Raw genomic sequence first — 14,496 nt, 5'->3', positions numbered from 1 at the left:
GGACGATCGTGAGGGTCTCGGTGGTCACGGTCTCATCCTTTTCCTGCGGTGAGCAGGTGTCGCGGTGGCCCTTCGAGGCGTGCGACGGAGATCTTGAGCTCGATGATGTCTGCGGCCACTGCGTCGATGCGCGTGCTGAGCTTCTCGTCGACGGCGTCGATCCTGTCGTCGATGCGGCGGATCATCCAGGCGCCGGCGGCGAAGAGGCTGGTGCCGAGGGTGAGCACGACGCCGATGGCGCTGAGGACGATCGTGAGGGTCTCGGTGGTCACGGTCTCATCCTTTTCCTGCGGTGAGCAGGTGTCGCGGGGGTCCTTCGAGGCGTGCGACGGAGATCTTGAGCTCGATGATGTCTGCGGCCACTGCGTCGATGCGCGTGCTGAGCTTCTCGTCGACGGCGTCGATGCGAGTGCTGAGCTTCTCGTCGACCGCGTCGATGCGCGTGCTGAGCTTCTCGTCGACGGCGTCGATCCTGTCGTCGATGCGGCGGACCATCCAGGCGCCGGCGGCGAAGAGGCCCGTCGTGATCGTCAGCACGACGCCGATCGCGCTGAGGACGATCGCGAGAACCTCGGTGGACACGTGCGCTCTCCTCGGATGGATGTGCTGCGGATGGGTGTGTCTGCGAGGTTACGCCGCCGTCGCTCCGATGTGCGCCGGTATTCCAGCATCTGTGAAGAGGTCGTCCATGCCGCGAGATGTGGAGAGTAGATCAGTCTGCCGCGGGTGTCGCCCGGGGTGATCGTGCGGCGATGAGCACCAGCGCGGGAACCAGCGCGCACAGGATCGCCGACATGAGGAACGTGGTGCTCGATGCCGGATCCCGTCCGATCAGGAGGACCAGCGCGGGCACGAAGGTGCCGCCCACAGCTCCGCACGCGACGAGGGTGCCGGTCACCGCGGCGCTGCGAGCGGGGTCGAGGTGGTCGAGCGCGAGGCCCAGGATGAGCCCGTAGCTCGGGGCGAGGAGCACGACCACTGCGGCCAAGGCGACGAGGGCCCCCACGGGAGCGGGCCCCACCAGCAGCCCCGCCGTGGCCATCAGGATCGCGGCGGCGCTCGTGGCCGAGGCGAGGATCGCGGTCGGCGACACGGCGAGCCGGCGCAGGGCCGCCGCGCCGAAGCGTCCGACGGCCATCAGCGCCCAGAACGCCGAGGTCCCCAAAGCCGCGAGGCCTGGATCGACCTCGAGGATCCGCTCCGGGATCACGGCCGACCAGCCGGAGAGCACGGTCTCGACGCCGACGTAGAGGGGGAGTGCGACGGCGAACGGCAGGAGCACGAGCAGCCCGCGGACGTCGCGGCGCGCGGGAGCCTCGGTGCGGGCGTCCGACGACACCGACCCCGTGAGCATCGCGATCGTGAACAGCGGTACGATCGCCAGGATGCCGAGCACCGGGCGTGCTCCGGACCCGGCGGCGACGATCAGCGGGGTGACGGCGGCGCAGACGGCCACCGTGCCGAGCAGCGCGCTGAGCAGGCCCGTCGCGCTGCCTGTGGCCACGGACTTCGCGGCCACCGAGCCCGACGCCTCGACCAGTCCGAACCCGACCCCGGCGACGACGGCGGCGGAGAGGAACACCGCCGGAGTGCCTGCCAGCGCCACAGCGATGATGGCGGCGGCCTGGAGGGCGCTGCCGAGCACCAGTGCGGTGCGCGGCGGCTGCCGCATCAGCAGCGGCCCCGACATCAAGACCCCGACCAGGAGCCCGGCGAACAGTGCGGGCACGGCGGCACTCAGGTCGGCCCTCATTGCGCGCTCGGCTGCGGGGAGGACCGCGGGAACGAACGCGGCCGTGACCCCGAGACCCGCGAACGCGGTGAACAGTCCCGTCCGCGCGCGTGCGAACCCGTCGGTCACGCCCCTGCCGTCCGCACGCGGTGCACGGCGGCGAACGTGTCGCGCAGCGCCTCCATCGAGCGGTCGTAGTTCGACTGGGCGACGCCGATGAAGATGCAGTCGACCACCATGAGCTGCGCGATGCGGCTGCCCAGTGCGCCGGAGCGGAAGCCGGTCTCGCGGGCGGCGGTCGTCAGCACGATGTCGGCCTGATCGGCCAGTGGAGCGCCTGCGTGGTTCGTGATCGCGATGGTGGTCGCCCCGGCCTGGCGGGCGAGCAGCAGGAACTCGATCGTGTCGGTGGTGGCACCGGTGTGCGACACCGCGATCGCGACGTTGCCGGGCCCGAGCGTCGCTGCCGAGGTCCATGCCGCATGCGGGTCCGACCACTCCAGCGCCGTGCGCCCGATGCGGGTGAGCTTGCGCTGCAGGTCGAGCCCGACGATGGAGCTGGCCCCCACACCGAAGATGTCGACCCTGGTGGACGAGGTGATGGCGTCGACGGATGCGCGCAGCGACTCGGTGTCGAGCACCTTGGCGGTGTCGGCGAGGGAGAGCGTCTCGGCGAGCGACACCTTCGCGACGATGTCGGCCAGGGTGTCGTTGCGGTCGATGTCGCCGGAGACGGCGGGGAGCGCGGCCGTGTCGAAGGTCTCACGCTCGACATCGCGCAGCACGTGGTTGCGCAGCTCGCGCACGTGCTCGTACCCGAGGCGCTTGCAGAACCGCACGACCGAGGTGGTCGAGGTGTCACAGCGCTGGGCGAGCTCGGCGACCGAGAGGCTGGCGGTGCCCGCGGGATCGGCGAGGAAAAGATCGGCGATGCGCTGCTCGCTCGGACGCAGCTCGGGGCGGATCGCGCGCATGCGGACGAGCACGGGGTGTGCGCCGGCGTCGTCGCGGGCGGCTTCATGGGGCATGGGGTCTCCGATCGCTGTTCATAACAGTAGAGGAACTTCTGTTACATCAGTAGTGACGTTCGTGTACTTTTGGTACAACCAAGACCGACGACGTTCGCGGGGCGGCAGGCAACAGCGCCTGACCCGACGCCACGGCGACGCGTCCCAGCCAGGAGGAATCAGCAATGAGCACAGCACGGCGGGCGTCATTCGGCGCCCTCACTGCCACGGGCATCGCTTTGGCGCTCGTGATCACCGGTTGTTCCGCACCCGCGTCCGACCCCAAGCCCTCCGAGGGCGCCGCCGGCGGCGATCTCGTGATCGGCGTCACCAGCGATCCCGACACCCTGTTCCCGTGGAAGGCGACGCAGTTCCAGGCCGTCAACGTGCTGCAGAACCTGTACGGCACGCTGACCGAGTTCGACGAGGACCTCAACGTGGTTCCCGGCCTCGCCGAGTCGTGGGACGTCTCCGAAGACGGCCTCACCCTGACCTTCCACCTGCGCGAGGGCGTCACGTTCGCCGACGGCAGCACGTTCGGCTCGGAAGACGTGAAGTACTCGCTCGACGCGATCGCCGCCGAGGCCACGGCCGCCGTCGCGCGCAGCTCCCTCGCCTCCGTCACCGCGGTCCAGGCCACCGACGAGAACACCGTCACCCTCACCCTGAGTGCTCCTGACGCCGCGCTTCCCGCCAACCTCGCCGTGATCAACATGGCGATGCTGTCCTCGGACGACACCGAGGAGGCGCTGAACACCACGCCCAACGGCACCGGCCCGTTCATCCTCGACGACCGCAAGGCCAGCCAGTCGATCACGCTCGCGAAGAACGAGGACTACTGGGGCGACACGGCGCTGCTCGACACGGTCGAGTTCCGTGTGATCCCCGACGAGTCGTCGATCGTCTCGGCGATGCAGTCCGGGAACGTGCAGCTGGCGGTGTTCGACGACCCGCTGGTCGCGCAGACCGCCGAGGGCGCCAACGTGGAGGTCGCCACGACCCCGCAGTTGAGCTACCACGCCCTGCAGCTGAACGCCACGCGCGGCGACCTCGCCGACGTCAACGTGCGACTCGCGATCCAGTGCGCGATCGACCGACAGGAGGTGCTCGACACCGCCGCTCTCGGCGAGGGCGAGGTCACCGGCCCGATCACCTCTCCCGCATACAAGTCCGACCCGGATGCCCGTCCCTGCCCGAAGCGCGACCTCGACAAGGCCGCCGACTACCTGAAGAAGGCAGGCAAGGAAGACGGCGTGACCATCAAGACGATCGTGTCGCAGGGCGAGTACGCCACCTCGGTGAACGAGGCACAGAACCTCAAGGCCCAGCTGGCCGATGCGAACATCACGCTCGACCTCGAGGTGCTCGAGTCCGGTGCGTTCGTCGACCGCTGGATCGCGGCCGACTTCGACGCGGCGGTCGCGCTCAACGGCGGCCGTCCCGACCCCGACGGCATGTACGGCCGCTACTTCACGAGCACCGGAAACCTGAACAAGGTCGCCGGCTACTCCTCGCCCGAGCTCGACGCGCTGTTCGCCGAGGGGCGCCAGACCGCGGACCCTGACGAGCGCAAGGACATCTACGCGCAGGTCTCCGAGAACCTCGAGGACAACGCCGCGTGGATCTGGCTGTTCACGAGCTACACCTACACGGCGACCGCGTCGAACGTCGACGGCTTCGTCCCGATGGTGAACGGCTCGCTGCAGTACCTGCGGACCACCTCTATCAAGTAGCGGATCGAGGGGGCGCGGCCGCCCCGCGCCCCCTCCCTCCCCGACGACAGGCACCCACACACGCGCATGTTCAGACAGCTCCTCCGCAACAGCGTGCTGCGACGCATCCTCGCAGCCCTCGGCACGCTCCTCGGCGTCGCCATCTTCGTCTTCCTGATGCTGCGCGCCATCCCCGGCGACCAGATCAGCTCCGGCCTCGGCACCGAGGCGGCCGCTCTCACTCCGTCGCAGCGAGCCGCCCTCGAGTCCTATTACGGCCTCGATCAGCCGCTCATCGTGCAGTTCTTCTCGTGGCTCGGCAACATCTTCACCGGCAACCTCGGCTTCTCGTCGCGGGCGCAGACGAGCGTGCTCGACCTCACCGCCGCGGCCCTGCCCGTCACGTTCGAGCTCGCGATCTTCTCGATCGTGATCGCGCTGGCCATCGGCATCCCGCTCGGCATGCTCTCCGCCTCGAAGCCCGACTCGTTCCGCGACGGCGTCGGACAGGTCGTCGGCCTCGCCGGTCTCTCGATCCCGGCCTTCCTGCTCGGCACGGCACTGCTGGCGATCCTCGCCTCGTCGTTCGGCTTCAACCCGAACGGCCAGGCCTACGCCACGCTGTTCGAGGATCCGCTGTTGAACCTCCAGCAGATGCTGCTGCCCTCGATCGTGCTCGGCTTCGGCATCGCCGCACCGATCATGCGCACGACCCGCACGGCGGTGCTCGAGATCCGCTCGAACGACTTCATCCGCACCGCCAGGGCGAAGGGTGTCCCTCCGCGTCGTCTGCAGGTGCGTCACGTGCTCGGCAACGCGCTCGTTCCGATCGTCACGATGACCGGCCTGCAGTTCGGCTACCTCCTCGGCGGCGCCGTGGTGGTCGAGCAGATCTTCTCGCTCCCCGGCATCGGACGCCAGGTGCTGCTCGGCATCCAGCAGAAGGAGTACGCGCTCGTGCAGAGCACCGTGCTCGTGATCGCGCTCGCCTTCGTCATCGTCAACCTGCTCACCGACCTGCTGTACCGGGTCATCGATCCTCGGGTGCGTGCCGCATGACCGACATCTCTCAGACTCCGGCCCTCGCCCCCGGCGGCGGACGCACCATGGAGCGCGTGCGCCTCCTGCTGCGCAGCCGCAGCGGGCTCACCGGCCTCATCATCGTGGTGCTGCTCGCCGTGCTCAGCATCGTCTCGGCGTTCGGCCTGCTGCCCTTCGACCCGCTTGCGCAGGACCCGCCGTCGCGCCTGCAACCGCCGTCGGCCGTGCACTGGTTCGGCACCGACCAGTTCGGCCGCGACGTGTTCTCGCGCGTCGCCGCCGGTGTCGCCAACTCGGCACTGATCTCGGTCGTCGCCGTGGCCTTCGCCACCGTGGTCGGCACTGTGTGCGGGCTCATCTCCGGCTTCTACCGCGGTTTCTCCGACGGCGCGATCACCGCGGTCACGAACGTGCTGTTCGCCTTCCCGCCGCTGCTGCTCGCCCTGTCGCTGGCCTCGGTGTTCGAGCGCAACTGGTTCACCATCGCCGTGGCCATCGCGATCGTCTACGTGCCGATCTTCATCCGCGTCACCCGAGGGCCCGTGCTGTCGCTGCGCGAGGTCGAGTACGTCAAGGCCGCCAAGAGCACCGGTCAGAGCCGCATGGCGACCATGTTCCGTCACGTGCTGCCGAACATCACGTCGATCATCATCGTGCAGGTGACGCTCTCGCTGTCGTGGGCCGTGCTCACCGAGGCCTCGCTGAGCTTCCTCGGACTCGGCACGCCGCCGCCGGCACCCTCGCTCGGTTCGATGATCTTCGAGGCGCGCACGCTCGTCACGATCGCCCCGTGGACCATGATCGCGCCCGGCGTGATCGTGGTGCTGCTCGTCGTCGGACTCAACCTGCTCGGCGACGGGCTGCGCGACAGCCTCGATCCCCGGAACAGAGGAAAGCGATGACCATGGAGGATCTCGGCGCACTGGCCACGGAGGCCAGCGATCCCCGCTACGCCGAGCTCGACCTCATGAGCGTGGCCGAGCTCGCGCGAACCATGAACGAGGCGGATGCCACGGTGCCCGCCGCAGTGCAGCGGGCGCTGCCGCAGATCGTGCCCGCGATCGAGGCGACGGCCGCTCGCATGGCGCAAGGTGGACGCCTGGTCTACGTCGGCGCGGGAACGCCCGGCCGCATCGGCGTGCTCGACGCCTCGGAGTGCCCGCCCACGTTCAGCACCCCGCCCGAGCTGGTGTTCGCGATCATGGCCGGAGGCCCCGGCGCGATCGTGAACCCGGTCGAAGGGGCGGAGGACGACGCGGAGGCGGGCGCTGCGGCCATCGACGTGGCGGCGATCGGCCCGCTCGACACCGTGATCGGCATCGCCTCGAGCGGACGCACGCCGTATGTGATTGCGGCGGTGCGCCGGGCGCGCGAACTCGGTGCCCTCAGCATCGGTCTCTCCTGCAACGTCGGGACCACCCTCAGTGCGACGGCCGAGCACGGCATCGAGGTCGAGGTCGGCCCCGAGGTGCTCTCCGGCTCGACGCGGCTCAAGTCGGGAACGGCCCAGAAGCTCGTGCTGAACATGTTCTCGACCATCTCGATGGTGCGAAACGGCAAGGCCTACGGCAACCTGATGGTGGACGTGAAGGCCACCAACCACAAGCTGCGCGAGCGGGCGATCCGGATGGTGCAGACCATCGCGGATGCCGATCGCGACACCGCGTCGGCCGCCCTCGTGGCGGCCGCGTACGACGTGAAACTCGCGTCGATCATGATCCGCCGCGGCGAAGACCTCGCCGCGGCCACCGCACGACTGGACGCGGCCGATGGTCGGCTGCGCACCGCACTGGAGGAGAACTGATGCGCGTCCTCGGACTGATCTCCGGCACCTCGCACGACGGGATCGATGCCGCCGTCGTCGACTTCACGACCAGCGGCGGGTTCACCGCGCACGGTGTGGATCTGCACGGCACGGTGCTCGCGGCGACGAGCGTGCCCTACACCCCCGAGCTGCGGGCACGGCTGATCGCTGCGCTGCCGCCGGCAGAGACGACTCTCGCCGAGGTCGCAGAGCTCGACACCCTCATCGGTCAGGCGTTCGCCGCGGTCGCGGCCGACATCGCGGCAGAGGTCGGCGGTGTCGACGCGGTGTGCTCGCACGGGCAGACCGTGTACCACTGGGTCGACGGCGCTCACGCACTCGGCACCCTGCAGATCGGGCAGCCCGCCTGGATCGCCGAGAAGGTCGGCGCCCCCGTGGTGTCCGACATCCGCATCCGCGACATCACGGTCGGCGGCCACGGCGCCCCGCTGGTGTCGTTCCTCGACGAACTGCTGCTGCGCTCGCGCGCCGGTGTCTCCGCAGCCCTCAACCTCGGCGGCATCTCGAACATGACCGTGGTCCGGCCGGACGGCCTCGTCGCCTACGACATCGGACCGGCGAACGCACTGGTCGACGCGGTCATCGTGGAGCACGACCTCAACCCGCTCGGCTACGACGACGACGCCGCGATCGCCCGCACCGGACAGGTCGACGATGCGCTGCTGGTTGCACTGCTCGCCGACCCGTACTACGCCCTCACCCCGCCCAAGAGCACCGGCAAGGAGCACTTCCACCTCGGCTACGTGCATGAGCACCTCGCCGCGCAGAACCGGGAGATCCCGGTTGCCGATGCGGTGCGCACCCTGACGGAGCTCACGGTCCGCACGGTCGCGCGCGACGTGGAGGCCGCCGGCATCGGGTTCCTCGCCGTGTCGGGCGGCGGATGCCGCAACCCGCTGATCCTGGAGGGACTGCGCGCCGCGCTGCCCACGACCGAGGTCGTGCTGGCCGACGAGCTGGGCGCCGCGGCCGACAGCAAGGAGGCGATCCTCCTCGCCCTCATCGGCTGGTCCACGATGCACGGCGTGCCCGCGATCGTCCCCGGTGGCACCGGTGCGCGCGAGCCGCGCATCCTCGGCACCATCACGCCCGGTGTCGGACCGCTGCAGATGCCCGAACCGGTGGCATCCATCGACTCCCTCGTGCTCACGGAGGCCGCGGCATCGTGAACCTCCAGGTGCGCCCCGCCACCCCGGACGACCTGTCCGGGGTGCTCGAGGTGTTCCTCGCCTGTTGGCGCGAGAGCTACCGCGACGTGCTGCCGGGGGCGGCGATCGAGTCGATGACCGACGAGCGTGCCGAAGCCCTGTGGCGCCGGGTGCTCGCCGAACCGGTGGGCGTCGTGCTCGTGGCCGAGCGGGAGGGCACGGTCGTCGGGATCACCCGCTACGCCGCGACCCCCGCCGAAGACGGTCGCATCGACGGCGCCGTGCACTCCCTCTACGTCTCGCCCCGTGCCCACGGCGGCGGGATCGGCGGGGCGCTGCTGGCGCAGGCGACCGCAGACCTGCGGGACGTCGGGGCCGAGGCCGCGACGCTATGGGTGTTCGCGGCGAACGCGCCGTCGATCGGCTTCTACGAGGCGAAGGGCTGGCACCCCGACGGCGCCACCCGCACGCAGCCGGAGTTCGGTGAGCCCGAGCAGCGCATGCGCAAGGAGTGGGCATGAGCGGGGAGTGGGCATGAGCGGGGAGTCGATATGAGCGCCGTGGAGCGCATCCGCGTGCTCCGGGTGCCGTCGCCGCTGGTGCGCCCGTTCGTCACGGCGGTGCGGCGGACGGACCGCCTCGACGTCGTGCTCGTGGAGGTGACCGACGTCGACGGCCGCCGCGGATACGGTGAGGCCGCCACGAGTTGGCGCGTCACGGGCGAGAGCGCGCAGAGCGTCGCCGCTGCGGTGGCCGGTCCCCTCGCCGAAGTCGTGCTCGGACGGGATGCCGATGACTCCGGGATCGCTGTCGACATCGCCCGTGCGGTGTGGGGCAACGCCGCCGCCCGCAGCGCGGTCGAGTGCGCCGTCGCCGACCTCGCCGCTCAGCAGCGCGGAATCCCGCTTGCGCTTGACCTCACGAGCGCACCGTCGCCCGTGCGCCTGCGCACCGACATGACGCTGTCCGCGGGCGAGCCGTCTGCGCTGGCGGCCGTTTCCGAGGAACACGTCACCGCGGGCTTCGGATGCCTCAAGATCAAGGCGTCCGCCGTGCATGACACGATCGCCGGACTCCGGGCCGTGCGTGCAGCAGTCGGGCCCGACATCACGCTGCGCGTCGACGCCAACCAGGCCTGGGACGCCGAGACCGCGATCAGGGTGATCCGCACCGCCGAAGACGACGGGGTCGGACTCGAACTCGTCGAGCAGCCGGTCGCCGCGCACGACCTCGATGCGCTCGTCGCGGTCACCGCGGCTGTCGGCACTCCGATCATGGCCGACGAGTCGGTGCGCACCGCCCACGACGTGCGCAGAATCGCCGAGCGCGGTGCCGCCGACCTCGTGAACCTCAAGCTCGCCAAGACCGGCGGCCTGGCCGAGGCGTTCGCTGCGGCAGAGGTCGCCCGCACAGCGGGTCTGGGCGTGGTGATCGGCTGCATGATGGAGTCGCACGTCGGCGTGACGGCCGCGGCTCACCTGGCAGCCGCTGTCGCCCCCGAGGTCGTGCACGACCTCGATGCCGCGTTGTGGCTGCGGAACTCGCCCGTGGCGGGTGGCGTGGCGCTGTCCGGAGACATGCTGGAACTCGGACCGGGCATCGGACTGGGCATCACCGCCCTCGCATCCGACGCGCGGCCCGACACCCTCGTCGACCTCGTCCACCGTTCGCAGGTGCGCGCATGACCGCCGCCGCTGCCGTCGCCGCTGTCCTGGCCACGGATTCCGCTCCTCGGGGCGCCGTCGCCGGTGTCGTGACCGATGCGGGGCGCGACATCGCCGCGGGCGGCCTCGCCGACCTCGCCGGCACCGCGATGACGACCGAGACCGCGTTCGACATCGCCTCGGTGTCGAAGGTCGCGGCGACCACGACCGCGATCCTGCGGCTGGTCAGCCGCGGCGATCTCGGCTTCGACGACCCGGTCGACCGCTTCGTGCCCGACACCGCCTGCGCACCGGGGACGACCGTGCGCCACCTGCTCCAGCACCGCGCCGGCCTCTGGGAGTGGCAGCCGCTCTACCTGGATCGAACCCGCGCGGATGCCTTCGCCGTCGCAGACGCCCTCCCGTTGCGGTACGGCCTCGACCAAGGTCGCCACTACTCCGACCTGGGGTTCATGCTCCTCGGCCGCATCATCGCCGCCGTCACCGGTCTGCCCCTGGATGCCGCCGTCCATGAGCTCGTGACCGCACCCCTCGGCCTCGACCGCACCGGCTACGGGCCGGTCGCGCCGCCCGTCGCGTCCTCCGCCGTCGGCGACGTCGCCGAGCGCCGCATGGTCGCCACCGGAGAGCCCTATCCGATCCTCACGACCACCCGCCACTTCGCCTGGCGGGAGGACGAGATCACCGGCGTCGCCAACGACGGCAACTGCTTCCACGCCCTCGACGGCATCGCAGGTCACGCCGGGATCTTCAGCACCGCCGACGATCTGCTCACCCTCGGCGCCGCGCTCGCCACGCCGGAACGGCACCCCGAGCTGTGGGATCCGGTTGCGGTCGCCGAGCTGTTTCGGGACGGACCGGATGCCGGGCAGGCCCTGGGCTGGCGCAGCGAGACGGTCGCCGTCTCCGGGCGGCCGAGCCTCATGGTCTGGCACCCCGGCTACACGGGCTGCGCCCTCGGCGTCGTGCCCGCCACCGCCACCACCCCCGGGGCCGCCGCCGTGCTGCTGACCAACCGCCTCTTCGCGGCCACTCCCGCACCGACCGATCGGCTGTGGCGTGCCGCGCTCCCCGCACTCCTGGGCGACCAGGACCTTTTCCGTGACAACGAAGGAACGAGAACATCATGAGCACCACCGAGCCCGTGCTGAGCATCAGCGGCCTCGCCGTCGCCTTCCGGACCGGTTCCGAGCTGATCACCGCGATCAGTGATGTGAACATCGACATCGCCGCCGGTGAGACCGTCGCGATCGTGGGGGAGTCGGGGTCGGGCAAGTCCACCACCGCGGCCGCGGTCAACCGTCTGCTGCCCGAGAACGGCGTGATCACGGCCGGCAGCATCCGCTTCGACGGGCGCGAGCTGACCGACCTCCCCGAGAACGCGATGATCTCCCTGCGCGGCGCCGGCATCGGCCTCGTGCCGCAAGACCCGATGTCGAACCTCAACCCCCTCATGCGCGTGGGCGAGCAGATCGGCGAGGCGCTCGAGGTGCACGGCCACACGCACGGCGATGCCACGAAGGCGCGGGTCGTCGAGCTGCTCGAGATGGTGGGGATCGCGGACGCCGCGCAGCGCGCGCACCAGTACCCGCACGAGTTCTCCGGCGGCATGCGCCAGCGCGTGCTGATCGCGATGGGCCTCGCCTGCAAGCCGCGCCTGCTGATCGCCGACGAGCCGACCTCGGCGCTCGACGTGACGGTGCAGCGACGCATCCTCGACCAGCTCGACACGCTCACCGACGAGCTCGGCACCGCGGTGTTCCTGATCACGCACGACCTGGCCCTCGCCGCGGAGCGGGCCGACCGCATCGTGGTGATGTTCCGTGGCCGCGTCGTCGAGGAGGGCACCTCGGCCCAGGTGCTCGGCGCCCCGCAGCACGAGTACACCAAGCAACTGCTCGCCGCGGCCCCGAGCCTCGCCTCGCGTCGGGATGGGCTGCCGCAGCGCGAGGCCGCCACGGGCACGCCCTTCGTCGAGATCCGGAACCTCCGCAAGGAGTTCGCGCTCCGCGCCCCCAAGGCCGGCGAGCCGCAGACGTTCACGGCCGTCGACGGGGTGAGCTTCGAGATCCGCCGCGGCACCACGGTTTCGATCGTGGGCGAGTCGGGCTCTGGCAAGTCCACCACCGCGAACATGGTGCTCGGGCTCGAAGACGCCACGTCCGGATCGATCCTGTTCGACGGGCTCGACCTGACCACGCTCCGCCGCAAGGAGCTGTTCGCCCTGCGCCGTCGCGTGCAGCCGGTGTTCCAGAATCCCTATGCCTCGCTCGACCCGCGCTACACGGTCGAGCAGTCGATCGCCGAGCCGCTGCGCGTGCACCGCATCGGCACCACGGCCTCGCGTCACGCACGGGTGCTCGAGCTTCTGGAGCAGGTCGCGCTGCCCGCCGCCATGGCCGAGCGCCTGCCGCACGAGCTCTCCGGCGGACAGCGTCAGCGTGTGGCGATCGCCCGTGCGCTCGCGCTCGAGCCCGAACTCGTGGTGCTCGACGAGGCGGTGTCGGCGCTCGACGTGCTGGTGCAGGCGCAGATTCTCGACCTGCTCGCCGACCTGCAGAAGCGCCTGGGACTGAGCTACCTCTTCATCAGCCACGACCTCGCCGTGGTGCGGATGATCTCCGACGAGGTGCACGTCATGCAGCGCGGTGTCGTGGTCGAGAGCGGCACGCCCGAGCGCATCTTCGACGCTCCGCAGCATCCGTACACACGCGAGCTGCTCGCCGCGATCCCCGGGGCTTCGCTGGCGTCCTGACCGAGGTTCTCCGACGACCGCAGGCTCAGCGCCTGCGCTCGTCGTCGTCCCAGGGGCCTTCCCACCAACCCGCGCGGCCGTCGTCCGAGCCGCCGCGTCCTCGGCGCGAGCGCACGAACTGCACGATGAACACCGTCAGCGAGCTGAGCAGGATCAGGAAGACGACGAGGAACAGCAGGTCGCTCTGGTTCATGGGCGCTTCCCCTCCGCGGCATCCGCGACGATCTTCGCGATGCGGGCCGACCGCGTCTCCGGTCGCTTGGCCATCGCGATGTGCGTGAGGCCGAACTTCTTGACCGACTTCGGGAACGCGTCCCAGTTCTCGCGCGCGGCGGGGACGGCATCGAGCGCGGTGGAGAGCTCGTCGGGCTCGATCCCGGCCTCCGGTCCGTCGAGAACCGTCCAGGAGCCGTTCGCCTTCGCGACCTCGAGCACACGGATTCCGGCGGGGGCGAGCAGCCCCGCAGCTTCGAGCTCTGCGATGCGCGCCTTGTTCGTGGCCGCCCAGCCGCTGCCGGGACGACGAGGGGAGAACCACTGACCGTTGGCGCGGTCGCCCGTCCCATCATCGAACACGCGCACCGGCCCGTCGATCCATCCGAAGCACAGCGCCTGCCGCACGGCATCCTCGTACCCGACGCCGTCCGACGACCCGCGCACGCTGAGTAGCCAGACTCCCGCCGTGCGCTCATGGTTCTCGGCGAGCCAGGCACGCCAGGCCGCGGCATCCGCCGCTCTGAGCCGTTCGCCGTCGTCGAGCGCGCCCATGGCCTACTTCTTGGTCTTCACCGTCGTGATCGTCTCGGTGATCCGCGGCAGCAGGTCGGCCACGGACTGCACGATCTCGTCGGGACGGAACGGGTACTTCTCGATCTCGGCCTGGTCGCTGATACCGGTGAGCACCAGCACCGTGTGCAGGCCTGCCTCGATGCCGGCGACGACGTCGGTGTCCATGCGGTCGCCGATCATGCCGGTGCGCTTCGAGTGTGCGCCGATCTTGTTCAGCGCCGAGCGGAACATCATCGGGTTCGGCTTGCCGACGACGTACGGCTCCTTGCCGGTGGCCTTCGTGATGAGCGCGGCGATGGCCCCGGTGGCGGGCAGCGGTCCGTCGGTGCTCGGGCCCGTGGCATCGGGGTTCGTGACGATGAAGCGCGCGCCGCCGATGATGAGGCGGATGGCCTTGGTGATCGCCTCGAACGAGTAGTTGCGGGTCTCGCCGACGACCACGAAGTCGGGGTTCGTCTCGGTCATGATGAAGCCGGCGTCGTGCAGGGCGGTGAGGATGCCGGCCTCGCCGATCACGAATGCCGAGCCGCCGGGGAGTTGCTGCTTCAGGAAGTCGGCGGTGGCGAGCGCCGAGGTCCAGATGCGCTCCTCGGGCACGTGCAGTCCGCTGATGCGCAGGCGAGCGGAGAGGTCGCGCGCGGTGAAGATCGAGTTGTTGGTGAGCACCAGGTACGGGATGCCCGCACTCTCCCATCCGGCGAGCAGCTCGGAGGCTCCGGGGATGGCGTCGTTCTCATGGACGAGCACGCCGTCCATGTCGGTCAGCCAGCATTCGATGTCGTCACGTTGTGCCATGTGCACAGCCTAGAGGCCGCAGGCGACG

At 70.2% G+C, this 14,496-nt stretch carries 16 protein-coding genes; 9 read left to right on the top strand and 7 right to left on the bottom strand.

All coding sequences use genetic code 11. The features are described from left to right. Positions 1–32: 32 nt before the first annotated feature. From ACIQLD_RS10075 to ACIQLD_RS10060, 4 genes are all read right to left on the bottom strand, one after another. Positions 33–272, bottom strand: a complete 240-nt coding sequence (locus tag ACIQLD_RS10075) for a hypothetical protein (RefSeq protein WP_402607877.1) — start codon at positions 270–272, stop codon at positions 33–35. Between the two features lie 4 nt (positions 273–276). Further along, positions 277–582, bottom strand: a complete 306-nt coding sequence (locus ACIQLD_RS10070) for a hypothetical protein (RefSeq protein WP_402607876.1) — start codon at positions 580–582, stop codon at positions 277–279. Between the two features lie 130 nt (positions 583–712). Next, complete coding sequence (locus ACIQLD_RS10065) at positions 713–1,861, bottom strand: MFS transporter (RefSeq protein ID WP_402607875.1); 1,149 nt, start codon at positions 1,859–1,861, stop codon at positions 713–715. After that, positions 1,858–2,760 (bottom strand): MurR/RpiR family transcriptional regulator, encoded by a 903-nt coding sequence (locus tag ACIQLD_RS10060; protein WP_402607874.1) that lies wholly within the window; start codon positions 2,758–2,760, stop codon positions 1,858–1,860. The genes ACIQLD_RS10065 and ACIQLD_RS10060 overlap by 4 nt, the downstream gene beginning before the upstream one ends. A 164-nt stretch (positions 2,761–2,924) precedes the next feature. On the opposite strand from ACIQLD_RS10060, the gene ACIQLD_RS10055 reads away from it, so the two are divergent. The 9 genes from ACIQLD_RS10055 to ACIQLD_RS10015 all read left to right on the top strand — a co-directional run bounded on the left by ACIQLD_RS10055 (position 2,925) and on the right by ACIQLD_RS10015 (position 12,884). Beyond that, positions 2,925–4,472, top strand: a complete 1,548-nt coding sequence (locus tag ACIQLD_RS10055; RefSeq protein ID WP_402607873.1) for an ABC transporter substrate-binding protein — start codon at positions 2,925–2,927, stop codon at positions 4,470–4,472. Positions 4,473–4,538: 66 nt separating this feature from the next. Continuing rightward, positions 4,539–5,510: an ABC transporter permease gene (locus ACIQLD_RS10050; protein ID WP_402607872.1), complete on the top strand. Its 972-nt coding sequence runs from the start codon at positions 4,539–4,541 to the stop codon at positions 5,508–5,510. Next, positions 5,507–6,394 (top strand): ABC transporter permease, encoded by an 888-nt coding sequence (locus tag ACIQLD_RS10045; protein ID WP_402607871.1) that lies wholly within the window; start codon positions 5,507–5,509, stop codon positions 6,392–6,394. Before ACIQLD_RS10050 ends, ACIQLD_RS10045 begins: the two co-directional genes overlap by 4 nt. Then, positions 6,391–7,296 (top strand): N-acetylmuramic acid 6-phosphate etherase, encoded by a 906-nt coding sequence (murQ, locus tag ACIQLD_RS10040; RefSeq protein WP_402607870.1) that lies wholly within the window; start codon positions 6,391–6,393, stop codon positions 7,294–7,296. Before ACIQLD_RS10045 ends, murQ begins: the two co-directional genes overlap by 4 nt. Beyond that, entirely contained in the window at positions 7,296–8,486 is a 1,191-nt protein-coding gene (locus ACIQLD_RS10035) for an anhydro-N-acetylmuramic acid kinase (protein ID WP_402607869.1), read from the top strand. Before murQ ends, ACIQLD_RS10035 begins: the two co-directional genes overlap by 1 nt. Further along, the gene (locus ACIQLD_RS10030) at positions 8,483–8,986 is read left to right on the top strand and encodes a GNAT family N-acetyltransferase (protein ID WP_402607868.1); all 504 of its coding nucleotides are present in this window, start codon (positions 8,483–8,485) and stop codon (positions 8,984–8,986) included. The genes ACIQLD_RS10035 and ACIQLD_RS10030 overlap by 4 nt, the downstream gene beginning before the upstream one ends. A gap of 30 nt (positions 8,987–9,016) precedes the next feature. Then, entirely contained in the window at positions 9,017–10,150 is a 1,134-nt protein-coding gene (locus tag ACIQLD_RS10025; protein WP_402607867.1) for a mandelate racemase/muconate lactonizing enzyme family protein, read from the top strand. Further along, positions 10,147–11,259: a serine hydrolase domain-containing protein gene (locus ACIQLD_RS10020; protein WP_402607866.1), complete on the top strand. Its 1,113-nt coding sequence runs from the start codon at positions 10,147–10,149 to the stop codon at positions 11,257–11,259. The genes ACIQLD_RS10025 and ACIQLD_RS10020 overlap by 4 nt, the downstream gene beginning before the upstream one ends. After that, complete coding sequence (locus ACIQLD_RS10015; protein WP_402607865.1) at positions 11,256–12,884, top strand: ABC transporter ATP-binding protein; 1,629 nt, start codon at positions 11,256–11,258, stop codon at positions 12,882–12,884. Before ACIQLD_RS10020 ends, ACIQLD_RS10015 begins: the two co-directional genes overlap by 4 nt. A 25-nt stretch (positions 12,885–12,909) precedes the next feature. Here the strand turns inward: ACIQLD_RS10015 and ACIQLD_RS10010 are convergent, their stop codons facing one another. Genes ACIQLD_RS10010 through ACIQLD_RS10000 form a run of 3 tightly spaced genes read right to left on the bottom strand, consistent with a single transcriptional unit; the run spans position 12,910 to position 14,468 of the window. After that, the gene (locus ACIQLD_RS10010; protein ID WP_402607864.1) at positions 12,910–13,077 is read right to left on the bottom strand and encodes a hypothetical protein; all 168 of its coding nucleotides are present in this window, start codon (positions 13,075–13,077) and stop codon (positions 12,910–12,912) included. After that, entirely contained in the window at positions 13,074–13,652 is a 579-nt protein-coding gene (locus ACIQLD_RS10005) for a YdeI family protein (protein ID WP_402607863.1), read from the bottom strand. The genes ACIQLD_RS10010 and ACIQLD_RS10005 overlap by 4 nt, the downstream gene beginning before the upstream one ends. Positions 13,653–13,655: 3 nt before the next feature. Then, a complete protein-coding gene (locus tag ACIQLD_RS10000; RefSeq protein ID WP_021198233.1) occupies positions 13,656–14,468 on the bottom strand; it encodes an HAD-IIA family hydrolase in 813 nt (270 codons plus the stop codon). Between the last annotated feature and the right edge of the window lie 28 nt (positions 14,469–14,496).

It is taken from the genome of Microbacterium sp. NPDC091662 (assembly GCF_044756705.1).
Classification (GTDB): domain Bacteria; phylum Actinomycetota; class Actinomycetes; order Actinomycetales; family Microbacteriaceae; genus Microbacterium.
Note: the sequence above shows the minus strand (reverse complement) of the source record. Positions and strands in the feature narration are given on the sequence as shown.

Bases quoted from the DNA above. Each gene is read 5' to 3' on its own strand.
- ACIQLD_RS10060 (WP_402607874.1), bottom strand. From the start codon at position 2,760: ATGCCCCATGAAGCCGCCCGCGACGACGCCGGCGCACACCCCGTGCTC.
- ACIQLD_RS10055 (WP_402607873.1), top strand. From the start codon at position 2,925: ATGAGCACAGCACGGCGGGCGTCATTCGGCGCCCTCACTGCCACGGGC.
- ACIQLD_RS10050 (WP_402607872.1), top strand. From the start codon at position 4,539: ATGTTCAGACAGCTCCTCCGCAACAGCGTGCTGCGACGCATCCTCGCA.
- ACIQLD_RS10045 (WP_402607871.1), top strand. From the start codon at position 5,507: ATGACCGACATCTCTCAGACTCCGGCCCTCGCCCCCGGCGGCGGACGC.
- murQ (WP_402607870.1), top strand. From the start codon at position 6,391: ATGACCATGGAGGATCTCGGCGCACTGGCCACGGAGGCCAGCGATCCC.
- ACIQLD_RS10035 (WP_402607869.1), top strand. From the start codon at position 7,296: ATGCGCGTCCTCGGACTGATCTCCGGCACCTCGCACGACGGGATCGAT.
- ACIQLD_RS10025 (WP_402607867.1), top strand. From the start codon at position 9,017: ATGAGCGCCGTGGAGCGCATCCGCGTGCTCCGGGTGCCGTCGCCGCTG.
- ACIQLD_RS10020 (WP_402607866.1), top strand. From the start codon at position 10,147: ATGACCGCCGCCGCTGCCGTCGCCGCTGTCCTGGCCACGGATTCCGCT.
- ACIQLD_RS10015 (WP_402607865.1), top strand. From the start codon at position 11,256: ATGAGCACCACCGAGCCCGTGCTGAGCATCAGCGGCCTCGCCGTCGCC.
- ACIQLD_RS10010 (WP_402607864.1), bottom strand. From the start codon at position 13,077: ATGAACCAGAGCGACCTGCTGTTCCTCGTCGTCTTCCTGATCCTGCTC.
- ACIQLD_RS10005 (WP_402607863.1), bottom strand. From the start codon at position 13,652: ATGGGCGCGCTCGACGACGGCGAACGGCTCAGAGCGGCGGATGCCGCG.
- ACIQLD_RS10000 (WP_021198233.1), bottom strand. From the start codon at position 14,468: ATGGCACAACGTGACGACATCGAATGCTGGCTGACCGACATGGACGGC.